Source organism: Shinella sp. Sh6 (assembly GCF_055392685.1).
The window spans coordinates 327386-339652 of record NZ_AP044007.1 but is presented as its reverse complement, the minus strand read 5'-3'; the positions used below and the strand labels follow the sequence as shown (position 1 = coordinate 339652).

Genomic DNA, 12267 nt, shown 5'->3' with positions numbered 1-12267 from the left:
TTTCCAGACGAGATACAGGGGAGAAGCCATGTCCGTCGTGCCGTCCGGTAAGCCGCCATCCGCCATGGCGTCGCTGATGCAGAACAACAATGTGCTCGGCTTCCTCTTCATGTTGCCGGCCGCGGTGTTCCTCGTCTGCTTCCTCACCTATCCGCTCGGCCTCGGCGTGTGGCTCGGCTTCACCGATACGCGGATCGGCCGGGACGGCGTCTTCATCGGGCTGGAGAACTACGAGTTCCTGGCGCAGGACAAGGTCTTCTGGCTCTCCGTCTTCAACACGCTGCTCTATACCTCCGTCGCCTCGGTGCTGAAATTCGCCCTCGGCCTGTGGCTCGCGCTGCTTCTCAACGAGAACCTGCCGTGCAAGTCGTTCCTGCGCGCCATCGTCCTTCTGCCCTGGGTGGTGCCGACGGTGCTGTCGGCGCTCGCCTTCTGGTGGATCTACGACAGCCAGTTCTCGATCGTTTCCTGGTCCCTGATGAAGCTCGGCGTCATCGACGGGCCGATCAATTTCCTCGGCGACCCGCAGAATGCCAGGGCCTCTGTCATCGCGGCGAACGTCTGGCGCGGCATTCCGTTCGTCGCGATCTCGCTGCTTGCCGGCCTCCAGACCATTCCGGCTTCGCTGCAGGAAGCCGCCTCGCTCGACGGGGCCACGAGCTGGCAGCGCTTCCGCTATGTGACGCTGCCCATGCTGACGCCGATCATCGCCGTGGTCATGACCTTCTCCGTCCTCTTCACCTTCACCGATTTCCAGCTCATCTACGTGCTGACGAAGGGCGGGCCGGTGAACGCGACGCACCTCATGGCGACGCTCTCCTTCCAGCGCGGCATTCCGGGCGGGCAGCTCGGCGAAGGCGCGGCGATCGCCGTGGCGATGGTGCCGTTCCTGCTCGCCGCCATCATGTTCAGTTTCTTCGGCCTGCAACGCCGCAAATGGCAGCAGGGCGGCCAGGATTGAGACCGGGAGGAAGATCATGAACACGACCAGGACCACGATCCCCGCCGACGTTCTCACCGACGACAACGAGGGGATGAGCTATCTCAACCGCCTGCCGCGCCGCATCGTCGTTCTCTACCTGCCGATGGCCGTCTTCGTCTTCGTGCTGCTCTTCCCGTTCTACTGGATGGCGATCACGGCCGTGAAGCCGAATGCGCAGCTCACCGACTACAACAACTACAGCCCGTTCTGGGTCGTGGGGCCGACGCTCGACCACATCAAGTACCTGCTCTTCCAGACGTCCTATCCGGGCTGGCTGTGGAACACGATGCTGGTCGCCGTCTGCTCGACGGCGCTGTCGCTCTTCGCCTCCGTCTTCGGCGCCTATGCGATCGAGCGCGTGCGCTTCACCGGCTCTCGCTCCGTCGGCCTGCTCGTCTTCCTGGCCTATCTCGTGCCGCCGTCGATCCTCTTCATTCCGCTCGCCTTCATCGTCTTCAAGCTCGGCATGTACGATTCGCGCCTTGCGCTGATCTTCACCTATCCGACCTTCCTCATTCCCTTCTGCACCTGGCTGCTGATGGGTTACTTCCGCTCGATCCCCTTCGAGCTGGAGGAAAGCGCGCTGGTGGACGGCGCCTCGCGCTGGCAGATCCTCGTCAGGATCATCCTGCCGCTCGCCGTGCCCGGCCTGATCTCGGCGGGCATCTTCGCCTTCACGCTGTCGTGGAACGAGTTCATCTACGCGCTCACCTTCATCCAGTCCTCGGAGAACAAGACGGTGCCCGTCGGCGTGCTGACGGAGCTCGTGCGCGGCGACGTCTTCGAATGGGGATCGCTGATGGCGGGCGCGCTCTTCGGCTCGCTGCCGGTCGTCATCCTCTATTCCTTCTTCGTCGACTACTACGTCTCGTCCATGACGGGCGCGGTGAAGGAATAGGAAGGCGGGCCCATGAACCAGATCGACCTTTCCGGGCAGCATGCCGTTGTCACGGGCGGCGGCCAGGGCCTCGGCTATGCCATGGCGCGGCGCATGGCGGCGTCCGGCGCCCGGGTGACGCTGTGGGACATCGACGGCCCGCTCGCACGCGATGCGGCGGCGAGCCTCGGCGGCGGCAGCATCGCTGTCGACGTCACCGACCATGCCGCCGTCGAAGCCGCGATGAAAGCGAGCGAGGATATTTCCGGGCCGGTCTCGATCGTCGTCAATTCCGCCGGCATCGCCGGCCCCGCCGTGCCGCTCGACGCCTATGACGTGGCGATGTGGAAGACGATCATCGACGTCAACCTGCACGGCACGTTCCATGTCTGCCGCGCGGCGGTGCCGGGCATGAAGGCGCGCGGCTACGGGCGCATCGTCAACATCGCCTCCATCGCCGGCAAGGAGGGCAATCCGAACGCCTCGGCCTATTCGGCATCGAAGGCCGCCGTGATCGGGCTTACCAAGTCGCTCGGCAAGGAACTTGCCGGCTACGACATCGCCGTCAACGCCATAACGCCGGCGACGGCCGAAACGCGCATTCTCGAACAGCTCACGCCCGAATTCATCGAATACATGCGCGGCAAGATTCCGCGCGGGCGCTTCCTGGACGTCGAGGAAGCCGCCGCCATGGTCGCCTGGCTGGTCTCGAAGGAAAACAGCTTCACCACCGGGGCGGTCTTCGACCTCTCGGGCGGCCGGGCCACCTACTGACGCACTGTCTTTTCCTGCCAAAACAAGCACATATCGAGCAACGCCGTGCGCTTTCCCATCGCCGGCGAACGGGCGGAAATCGTCCAGTTTCGCGGCGTGAAATTCCCTCTGGAATTATCACTTGACAAAACTTCAGACTTAAAAGAATTTTTAACTCATAAGTAAAGAAATCGCTGAGGGGCGATCCAGAACCGGGAGAATTCAATGTTGCAGGAGCGCATTGAAGGGAAGTGGCTTGCCTGCTTCCGACGGGTATTCGTGCTCAATGGCATAGGCCGTGGAACGCGCGTGGCCATCGTTGCGGAGACGCAGTCGCGGCCCGTGCTGGTGCAGCTTGCCGACCTTGCCTGCCACGATCTTGGCGCCGACTACTGCATGATCACCATGCCGACGCCGCGCCAGACGGCGCCGGTTCCCGTCAAGTCGACGGGCACCTCCCTTGCCATCCAGGGCAACCGGGCGGCGATCGAGGCCATGAAGCAGTGCGAGATCATCGTCGACTGCACCGTCGAGGGCATGATCCACGCCGCCGAATGGCCGGAGATCGAGGAGGCGGGCGCGCGCATCCTCGTGATCTGCAACGAGCATCCGGAAATCCTCGAGCGCTGCGAGCCGAAGGCCGAGCTCGGTCCGAAGGTGGCGCTCGGCATCCGCATGCTGCGCGAGGCGAGCGAAATGCGCGTGACCTCGGCGGCGGGCACGGACCTTGCCATCGACCTTCGCAACGCCCCTTGCGGCGGCACGCCGGGCTTCGGCACCACGCCGGGCGCGGTCGCCCACTGGCCGGGCGGGCTTTGCCTCGCCTTTCCGGGGCCGAACACGGTCAACGGCCGCATCGTCATGGACGTCGGCGACATGAACCTCACCTTCAAGAGCTACCTGACGAGCCGCATCGACTTCACCGTCGAGAACGATTTCGTCAAGGAAATCAAGGGCGACGGTTTGGATGCCGAGCTCTTCCGCGACTACATGGAAGCCTGGGAGGATCCGCTGGCCTACGGCTTTTCCCATGTCGGCTGGGGCATGAACCCCGCCGCCCGCTGGGTCTCCGGCGCGCTCTACGACAAGCGCGACATGCAGGCCGTCGAGTTCCGCGCCTGGGCGGGCAATTTCCTCTGGTCGACCGGCGCCAACCAATATGCCGGCCGCTTCACCGAGGGGCATTTCGACCTGCCGATGCGCAAGTGCACGATCACGCTCGATGGCCTCGTCGTGGTGAAGGAAGGCCGTCTCCAGGGCGATCTCGCCCTCTGACCGGATTTGAGAAGGACTGACGATGAGCGAACCTGCAGACTACTACGACCTCTCCCGCATCCGGCCCGAAGTGCTGGCGGTCCTTACCCGCATCAACGAGCTCGGCCGCGAGCGTTTCGCGCCGCGCGCAAGGGCGATCGACGACGAGGCGTCCTTTCCGGTGGAGAACTACAAGGACCTCGCCGCCGAGGGCTTCCTGACGCTGACGGTGCCGCAGGAATTCGGCGGGCACGGCTTCAGCCTCGGCGAATATGCGATGGTCGGCGCGGAGATCGGCAAGTATTGCGGCGCGACGGCGCTCACCTTCAACATGCACAACTCCTCCATGATGTGGTCGCGGTTCATGTACGAACTGCCGAGCCTCACCGACGAGGACCGCGCCGCCTTCGCCCCGCTGCGCGAGCGCCAGTTCCGCCGCGCGGTCAAGGAGCAGGGCATCTATTCGCAGCCCATCTCCGAGGCCGGGCAGAACTGGACCTCGAAGCCCGCGCAGACCGCCTGCCGCAAGGTCGACGGCGGCTGGGTCATCAACGGTTTCAAGAAGTTCGCCTCGCTCGCCGGCTATTGCGACTACTATTCCATCGTCTGCACCGAGCATTTCGAGGGCGTGGAGCCGCGCCACGAGGACACGATGATCTTCGTCGTGCACAAGGATGCGCCCGGCCTTTCCGTCACCGGAAGCTGGGATCCGCTCGGCATGCGCGGCACCAACAGCCGCGACCTCGTGCTGAAGGACGTCTTCGTCACCGAGGAAGACCTGATGATGCCGCGCGGCATCTTCATCAAGACCCTGCCGCACTGGCCGCACATGATGGCGACGCTCTCGCCGACCTATATGGGCGTGGCGCAGGGGGCCTTCGATTTCACCGTGGCGTATCTGCGCGGCGAGCTGCCCGGCCAGCCGCCGGCCGACCGGCGCATGTTCGGCACGAAGCGCATCACCGTCGGCAAGATGTACGCCCAGCTCGCCGCCATGCGCGCGCTGTGGTGGCAGGCCTTCATGGAGGCGCAGGGCTTTCCGAGCAAGGCGCAGGTCATGCGCATGTATGCCGCCCAGTACAATGTGATGGAGGGCGTGCAGGAGATCGCGGCGCTCGCCATCCGCACCTGCGGCGGGCAGTCCATGCTGAAATCCCTGCCGCTGGAGCGCATGTATCGCGACAGCCGCTGCGGCGCGCTGATGCTGCCCTATACGTCGGAGATCATGGAGGACTACCTCTCCGTGCTGACGCTCTACGACCTGGACGAGCTCGACAAGGCGCCGGGCGACGAGGGCGGCGCGCGCTCCTCGCTCTGGCGCGGCACGGGCGGAACGCTGAAGGGGCTTCGCTGAGCCATGGCCGAGGAGCAGGTTCAGGTCATCGGGCGTTGCGCGGCGGAACCTGCCGCGGTCTGGGCCGTTGCCGGGAATTTCTGCGGCGCCTGGCACCCGGCGATTGCGGAAATCCGGGCCGAACGCGATGCGCGCGGCGCCCTGATCCGCGCCTTCACGGCAAAGGGCGAGGACACGCTCTACCGCGAACAGCTCACCTACCGCTCCGATACCGACCGGGTGCTCGCCTATACGCATCTCGAAGGCATTGCCGGGGTGGAGCGTTACGACGCCCGGCTTGCGGTTTTCTCCGACGAGGGCGGCGGCAGCCGGATCGAATGGTCGGCACGGTTTTCCGCCTCCGCCGAGCGCGCCCCGGCGATTGCCGCCGGCACGAAGGCGATCTTCGAGATGGGGATCGCCGCGCTCGGCAAGCTTTCGGGAGACCTCGAAACCGTCATCCTCGACGGCGAGCCGCCGCTGGCGCTGACCGTCACGCCGCAAAGGCCGGGGCCGCTCGTGCTTTTCCTGCACGGCATCGGCGGCGGGCGGATGAACTGGCTGGCGCAGCTTCGCGCTGTGGCGCCGGCGGCGCGGGCCGCCGCGCTCGACCTGCGCGGCTATGGCGAAAGCGGGCGCGGCGCGGCGCAAAGCACGGTCGAGGATTATTGCAGCGACATCCTCCGGGTCGCCGATGCGCTGGGCGCGGCGCGGCTCGTGCTCTGCGGCCTTTCCTACGGGTCGTGGATCGCCACGTCCTTCGCCATGCGCCATCCGGAGAGGCTGGCGGGCCTCGTCCTTTCCGGCGGCTGCACGGGCATGTCGGAGGCCGGCATCGCCGAGCGCGAGGCATTCCAGGCCGCCCGCGAAGTGCCGCTGAACGCCGGCAGGACGCCGGCCGATTTCGCGCCGGCGGTCGTCGACGTGCTGGCGGGGCCGGATGCGGACGAGGCGGTCCGGCAGGCGCTGTTCGCTTCCATGGCGGCCATTTCGGCCGCGACCTACCGCGATGCGCTCCATTGCTTCACCCATCCGGCGGAACGCTTCGACTTCTCCCGGCTCGCCATGCCGGTGCTGATGATGACGGGGCGGCACGACCGGCTTGCGCCCCCCGATGAGATTCGCGGGGTTGCGGGCCGCATCGTCGCGGCCGCGCCGCGCGCCTTCGTCCGCTTCGAGGTGATCGAGGATGCGGGCCATGTCTGCAATGTCGAGCGGCCCGAGGCCTACAACAGGGTCCTCTGCGCGTTCCTGTCGGAGGTCGTGCGATGACCGCCCTTCCCAAGCGCCAGCAGAACCGCATCCTGCGCGAACGCCGCATTCTCGATGCCGCGCTCACCGTCTTCTCACAGAAGGGCTTCGTCAGCGCCTCGATGGACGACATCGCGGCGGAGGCGGGGCTCTCCAAGCCGACGCTCTACCAGTATTTCCCCTCGAAGGACGAGCTCTTCACCGCCATGATGACCGAGGAGCGGGACCACATGCTCGAATCCTTCGAGTATCCCACCGCCTCGGGCATGGTCGCCGAACTCCACGCCTTCTCCTGGCACTATGCCGATGTCGTGCTCCGTCCCGACATGCTGAACCTTGCCCGGCTGATCATCGGCGAGGCGCAGCGGCTGCCGGATGTCGGCCGCGCCTACCAGGCGTCCGGCCCCGACCGGGTGCTCGCCGGCATGATCGCCTATCTCGAACGCCAGCGCGCGGCGGGCCGGCTCGTCTTCGACGACGCCGAGCTTGCGGCGGAAGACCTCTGGGGCCTCATCCTCTCGGCGCCGCGCAACAAGGCGCTGCACATTCCCGATGCCGTGCCCGACCGGGCGACCATCGAGCGCTACATCCGCAACGGCCTTCGCGTCTTCCTGCGCGCCTATTCCACGGCGCCGGACAGGGACCTTGCCGTTCTCTCATCCCTGACGCCGCCGCCGGCCACCGAAACGGAGTGACCATGACCCTCGACGCCTACCTCGCCGATCCTGCAAGCCGTTTCGCCACCGTCGCCATGACCGATACGAACGGCCTTCTTCGCGGGCAGATGGTGTCCGTGCGCTCGCTCGCCGGCATCGCCCGCGCCGGCATGGGCATGTCCCCGGTCACCTTCGCGCTGGACCCGACGGACGTCGTCCTCAACATCCCGGGCGTCTCCGACGACGCGTCGGATTTCCACGACGACCCGCTGGTGGTGGATCCCGCGACGGTGCGACGCCTGCCCTGGTCGAAGCCGGGGCACGACCTGCTCGTCCTTTCCAACTATGGCGGGCCGACGGCTGAGCTTTGCCCGCGCTCGCTCCTGACGCGCGTTCTGGCCCGCGCCGGCAAGGCGGGCTTTGCGCCACGCTACGGCATGGAACTGGAATACACGCTGTTCGACGAGACGCCGGAAAGCGCCCGCGAAAAGGGCTACCGCAATCTCAGGACCGCGACCATGCACAAGAGCCACGACCTCGTGCTCTACCAGGTGCAGCAGACGGAATGGTACGAGGCGCTGGCCGAGATCTGCGAGCCGCTGAGGATCGACCTTGCCAAGATGCACGAGGAGATCGGCGGCGGTTTCCTCGAGGCGTGCATTGCGGCCGGCACGGGGCTGGAGCCGGCCGACCAGCTCGTGCTGCTGAAGAATTTCGTGCGGGCGCTGGCGCAACGGCAGGGCAAGTGCGTCACCTTCATGCCGCGCTGGACGGAGGATGCCGACAGCCAGTCGATCCACCTCCATGTCAGCCTGACGGACGGGCAGGGGCGGAAGGTCTTCCACGATCCGGCCGGCCGGAACGGCATGTCGCAGGCCTTCCGCCACTTCATCGGCGGCCTGCAGAGATATATCGGCGACATGACGCTGATCTTCCAGCCGACCGTCAATTCCTACCGGCGTTTTGCGCCCGGCACCTTCGCCCCGCCGGGCCTCACCTGGGGCTTCGAGAACCGCACGACCTGCTTCCGCGTCGTCGGCCACGACGCGGGCTCGCTGCGCGTCGAAAACCGCCTGCCGGGCGCCGACACCAATCCCTACCTGACGGTCGCCGCGACCGTCGCGGCGGGCGTTGCCGGCATTCTGGAAGGCATCGAGCCGGAGCCGGAGGTGATCGGCAACGGCTATGTGCAGGCGGGCGCGGGGCCGGATTTCGCCCGCTCCATGCCGGAGGCGATCGCGCGGCTGCGCACCTCCTCCTTCGCGAAGGACTGGCTCGGCGAGCGTTTCGTCGAGGCCTTCGCCGCCAGCCGCCAGAGCCAGCACGACGAATTCTGCAAGAAAGTGCCCGATGTAGAACTGCAACGCTTCTTTGACCTGGGGTAGCGCCATGAAACCGGAACTTCGCATGCAATTCCTCGAAGGCATGAGCCGTGCGGCCACCTTCGTCGCGGTGGTGACGACGGACGGCGAGGCGGGACGTTTCGGCGTCACGATCAGTTCGCTGACCTCGGTCTCGGCCGATGGCGACCACCCGTCGCTGCTCGCCTGCCTCCACCACATGAGCCCCGTCGCGGCGGCGATCCTGAAGAACCGCACCTTCTGCGCCAATCTCCTCCACGAGGACCAGCATCAGGTCTCCGATCTCTTCGCGGGACGCCTTGCCGCCGGCGAACACGCGGCCCGCTTCGAGCGCGCGCCCTGGTCGCCGGGCGAGCTCGGCCAGCCGGCCCTCGTCGGCGCGACGGCGAGCTTCCAGTGCCAGGTCGCGACCTCCGTGCTCTGGGAAACGCATCACATCATCATCGGACGTGTCATGAACGTCCGCTTGTCGGAAAACCCGGCCTCTCTGCTCTACGGCCACCGCGCCTATCACCGGGCGGTTCAACTGTCGTAGCGCGCAAGAAAAACAAACCGAGGCTGCGGATGCCGGTGCGGTGAGCCGGCGAATGGGGAACCAAAACTGGAGAGAACAATGACAGACGTGACAACGGCGGGGCTGAACCAGCTCCGCAGAAATTCGCTGGGGCTGATCGCCGTGACCTTCATGGTGATCTCGGCCGCGGCACCTTTGACCGGCGTTGCTGGCGCGGTGCCGATTTCCTTCCTCATCGGCAACGGGACCGGCATTCCGGCCACCTTCCTCCTGATGACGCTGATCATGCTGGCCTTTTCGGCCGGCTACGTGGCGATGTCGCGCCATGTCACCAATGCCGGCGCCTTCTACGCCTATGCCGCGCGCGGCCTTGGCGGGCGCATGGCCGGTGCGGTCGCGATCATCGCGGTCGTCGCCTACAACGCCATGCAGTTCGGCCTGATCGGCCTCCTCGGCGGCATCGCCAGCGGCGTCTTCGCCGGCTTCGGCGTCAACCTGCCCTGGTATCTGTGGAGCCTCATCGCCGTCCTCCTCGTCGGCACGCTTGGCTACCGGCAGGTCGACCTCTCGGCCAAGGTGATGATCGTGCTGGTCGTGCTCGAATATCTCGTCGTGCTGCTGGTCGATTTCGCGATCCTCGGCAGCGGCGGGGCCGAGGGCCTTTCCTTCAACTTCTTCGATACGACGGCGATCTTCTCCGGCTCGCTCACCGCGGCGATCCTCTTCTGCCTCGGCTCCTTCATCGGCTTCGAGGCGACGACGATCTATGCCGAGGAGGCGCGGGATCCGGAAAGGACCATTCCGCGCGCCACCTACCTCTCGGTGCTGATGATCGGCCTCTTCTTCGTCTTCACGACCTGGCTGATGATCGCGGGCGTCGGAGCCGACAAGCTCGTGCCGACCATCGGCGCCCTGCCGGATCCGACCTCGTTCTTCTTCGATCTGGCCGGCACCTATGTCGGCGGGCCGGTGCCGGCCATTGCCGGCCTGCTGCTCGTCTCCAGCCTCTTTGCCGCGATCAGCGCCTTCCACAACTACATCGCCCGCTACAGCTACGTGGCCGGCCGCGAAGGCCTGCTGCCGGCCGCCTTCGGCCGCACGCACGACGCCCACCAGAGCCCGCATATCGGCTCGGTCGTGCAGACGGTCATGGCGCTCGTCGTGCTTGCCGTCTTCGCCGGCCTCGGCCTCGATCCGGTGCTCAACATGTTCACCTGGATCAGCCAGATCGGCACGCTCGGCGTGCTCGGCATGATGACGATCACCTCGCTGTCCGTCATCGTCTTCTTCCGCAAGAAGGGCGGCGGCAATCCGGCGCTGACGACGCTGATCCTGCCGGCCGTGTCCGGCCTCGTGATGGCGGCGCTCTTCGTCTACATCTTCATCAACTTCGGCGACCTGACGCAGACTGCCGGCGGTTCGCTCGGCATCATCCTGCCGGCACTCATTCCGGCCGCGGGCATCGTCGGCTTCGCCATGGCGAGCCGGCTCAAGGCGACCAACCCGGCCGCCTATGCCCGGATGGGCCAGAACAACACCTGACGGACCGCGGCGGCGCCGTCGACCGGCGCCGCCGCCCTTTGCCTTGCCGCCGGCCGACGGCGTGCGCGATGGCAGCACCGGCGCCGTATCGCTGCATCTCCCCCTTCACATGGTCCAGACATGACAACCGCGCCGCTCCGGCGCGCGCGTGCTTGCGAAACCCCGCGCCGCCGGGCTCCGCGAGCCGCGCGAAATGTCGCTCGTAATATGGAATCCGTCGGTTGACTCGGTTTTGCATACTAGTATACAAAACTCCCAGAGGACTTGACCGCGGGAGGAGACGGCGGAAATGGCATTGCATCCTGATCGGCTTCTGCCTGCCGAGCCGGGCATCCGGGCAATCGCCCGGCGCCTCTACGACGGCGTGGCGGGCCTGCCGATCGTTTCGCCGCACGGCCATACGGACCCCGTCTGGTATGCGGAGGATCCGGCGTTCCCCGATCCGGCCGCGCTCTTCATCACGCCCGATCACTACGCCACGCGGATGCTCTATTCCCAGGGCGTGCGGCTGGAGGATCTTGGCGTGGCGCGGCGTGACGGAACGGGTGTCCGCCCCGATGGCCGCCGCATCTGGCGGCTCTTCGCCGAGCATTTCCATCTCTTCGCCGGCACGCCGACGCGGCTCTGGTTCGAGCATTCGCTGGAGCTCGTCTTCGGTATCGACGAGCGCCTGACGCCGCGGAACGCCGATGCGCTCTACGACCGGATCGCCGCGGCCATCGCCACCCCGGCGCTGCGTCCGCGCGCGCTCTACGACACCTTCGGCATCGAGGCGATCGCCACGACGGACGGTGCGCTCGACGACCTTGCCCACCACGATGCGGTGCGCCGCTCGGGCTGGCACGGCCGCGTCCTGCCGACCTATCGGCCGGACGCCGTGGTGGACCCGGAGGCGGCCGGTTTTGCGGGCAACGTGGAACGGCTTCTCGCCATGACGGGCGAGCCGGCGACCTGGGCGGGCTACCTTGCCGCGCACCGGACCCGGCGCGCCTTCTTCAGGGCGCAGGGCGCGACGGCGTCCGACCACGGCCATCCCAGCGCGCAGACGAGCAACCTGCCGGCGGATGAAGCGGCCGCCCTGTTCGACAAGGTGCTATCCGGCAAGGCGGATGCGGCGGAGGCCGAGGCCTTCCGCGGCCAGATGCTGACGGAAATGGCGCGCATGAGCCAGGACGACGGCCTCGTCATGCAGCTTCATCCCGGCTCGTTCCGCAACCACAACCCCTCGCTCTTTGCGGCCTTCGGGCCGGACAAGGGCGCCGACATCCCGAAGGCGACGGACTATGTGCGCGCGCTGAAGCCGCTGCTCGATGCCGTCGGCAACGACCCGGCCCTCACGCTCATCCTCTTCACGCTCGACGAGAGCACCTATTCGCGCGAGCTCGCCCCGCTTGCCGGCCATTATCCGGCGCTGCGGCTCGGCCCCGCCTGGTGGTTCTTCGACAGCCCCGAGGGCATGCGCCGCTTCCGCGAGACGACGACGGAGACCTGCGGCTTCTACAACACGGTCGGCTTCAACGACGACACCCGCGCCTACCTGTCGATCCCCGCGCGGCACGACATGGCGCGGCGGGTGGACTGCGCCTACCTCGCCCGGCTCGTCGCCGATCACCGCCTCGACGAGGCGGAGGCGCACGATCTTGCGCGCGACCTTGCCTACGGCCTCGCGAAGAAAGCCTATCGCCTTTGAGATGAAAACGCCGGGCGCCCGGAGACGGCCGGTTTAACGATGGAGGAGAACGAA

At 66.7% G+C, this 12267-nt stretch carries 11 protein-coding genes; all 11 read left to right on the top strand.

Annotated features, from left to right (window positions below; genetic code table 11):
* Positions 1–28: 28 nt before the first annotated feature.
* The 11 genes from ACZ5TO_RS23780 (at position 29) to uxaC (ending at position 12213) form a co-directional block, all read left to right on the top strand.
* Positions 29–961: a carbohydrate ABC transporter permease gene (locus ACZ5TO_RS23780; protein WP_184142771.1), complete on the top strand. Its 933-nt coding sequence runs from the start codon at positions 29–31 to the stop codon at positions 959–961.
* Between the two features lie 16 nt (positions 962–977).
* Positions 978–1880: a carbohydrate ABC transporter permease gene (locus tag ACZ5TO_RS23775; protein WP_184142768.1), complete on the top strand. Its 903-nt coding sequence runs from the start codon at positions 978–980 to the stop codon at positions 1878–1880.
* A gap of 12 nt (positions 1881–1892) precedes the next feature.
* A complete protein-coding gene (locus ACZ5TO_RS23770; RefSeq protein ID WP_464801110.1) occupies positions 1893–2633 on the top strand; it encodes an SDR family NAD(P)-dependent oxidoreductase in 741 nt (246 codons plus the stop codon).
* Between the two features lie 204 nt (positions 2634–2837).
* A complete protein-coding gene (locus ACZ5TO_RS23765; RefSeq protein ID WP_184142762.1) occupies positions 2838–3887 on the top strand; it encodes a 2,5-dihydroxypyridine 5,6-dioxygenase NicX family protein in 1050 nt (349 codons plus the stop codon).
* Positions 3888–3909: 22 nt separating this feature from the next.
* Positions 3910–5220 (top strand): acyl-CoA dehydrogenase family protein, encoded by a 1311-nt coding sequence (locus ACZ5TO_RS23760; protein WP_184142759.1) that lies wholly within the window; start codon positions 3910–3912, stop codon positions 5218–5220.
* Positions 5221–5223: 3 nt separating this feature from the next.
* Positions 5224–6471 carry an alpha/beta fold hydrolase gene (locus ACZ5TO_RS23755; RefSeq protein WP_464801109.1) on the top strand — a complete coding sequence of 416 codons (1248 nt, stop codon included), beginning with the start codon at positions 5224–5226 and terminating at the stop codon, positions 6469–6471.
* The gene (locus tag ACZ5TO_RS23750; protein WP_464801108.1) at positions 6468–7145 is read left to right on the top strand and encodes a TetR/AcrR family transcriptional regulator; all 678 of its coding nucleotides are present in this window, start codon (positions 6468–6470) and stop codon (positions 7143–7145) included. Before ACZ5TO_RS23755 ends, ACZ5TO_RS23750 begins: the two co-directional genes overlap by 4 nt.
* A 2-nt stretch (positions 7146–7147) precedes the next feature.
* Entirely contained in the window at positions 7148–8491 is a 1344-nt protein-coding gene (locus ACZ5TO_RS23745; protein ID WP_464801107.1) for a glutamine synthetase family protein, read from the top strand.
* Between the two features lie 22 nt (positions 8492–8513).
* On the top strand, positions 8514–9002 hold the full coding sequence (locus ACZ5TO_RS23740) for a flavin reductase family protein (protein ID WP_464801106.1): 489 nt from the start codon (positions 8514–8516) through the stop codon (positions 9000–9002).
* Positions 9003–9080: 78 nt separating this feature from the next.
* Entirely contained in the window at positions 9081–10523 is a 1443-nt protein-coding gene (locus ACZ5TO_RS23735; RefSeq protein WP_464801105.1) for an APC family permease, read from the top strand.
* Positions 10524–10812: 289 nt separating this feature from the next.
* Positions 10813–12213 (top strand): glucuronate isomerase, encoded by a 1401-nt coding sequence (uxaC, locus tag ACZ5TO_RS23730; protein ID WP_464801104.1) that lies wholly within the window; start codon positions 10813–10815, stop codon positions 12211–12213.
* Positions 12214–12267 lie beyond the last annotated feature (54 nt).

Coding starts and splice junctions, on each gene's coding strand:
- ACZ5TO_RS23780 (WP_184142771.1), top strand. CDS start 29: ATGTCCGTCGTGCCGTCCGGTAAGCCGCCATCCGCCATGGCGTCGCTG.
- ACZ5TO_RS23775 (WP_184142768.1), top strand. CDS start 978: ATGAACACGACCAGGACCACGATCCCCGCCGACGTTCTCACCGACGAC.
- ACZ5TO_RS23770 (WP_464801110.1), top strand. CDS start 1,893: ATGAACCAGATCGACCTTTCCGGGCAGCATGCCGTTGTCACGGGCGGC.
- ACZ5TO_RS23765 (WP_184142762.1), top strand. CDS start 2,838: ATGTTGCAGGAGCGCATTGAAGGGAAGTGGCTTGCCTGCTTCCGACGG.
- ACZ5TO_RS23760 (WP_184142759.1), top strand. CDS start 3,910: ATGAGCGAACCTGCAGACTACTACGACCTCTCCCGCATCCGGCCCGAA.
- ACZ5TO_RS23755 (WP_464801109.1), top strand. CDS start 5,224: ATGGCCGAGGAGCAGGTTCAGGTCATCGGGCGTTGCGCGGCGGAACCT.
- ACZ5TO_RS23750 (WP_464801108.1), top strand. CDS start 6,468: ATGACCGCCCTTCCCAAGCGCCAGCAGAACCGCATCCTGCGCGAACGC.
- ACZ5TO_RS23745 (WP_464801107.1), top strand. CDS start 7,148: ATGACCCTCGACGCCTACCTCGCCGATCCTGCAAGCCGTTTCGCCACC.
- ACZ5TO_RS23740 (WP_464801106.1), top strand. CDS start 8,514: ATGCAATTCCTCGAAGGCATGAGCCGTGCGGCCACCTTCGTCGCGGTG.
- ACZ5TO_RS23735 (WP_464801105.1), top strand. CDS start 9,081: ATGACAGACGTGACAACGGCGGGGCTGAACCAGCTCCGCAGAAATTCG.
- uxaC (WP_464801104.1), top strand. CDS start 10,813: ATGGCATTGCATCCTGATCGGCTTCTGCCTGCCGAGCCGGGCATCCGG.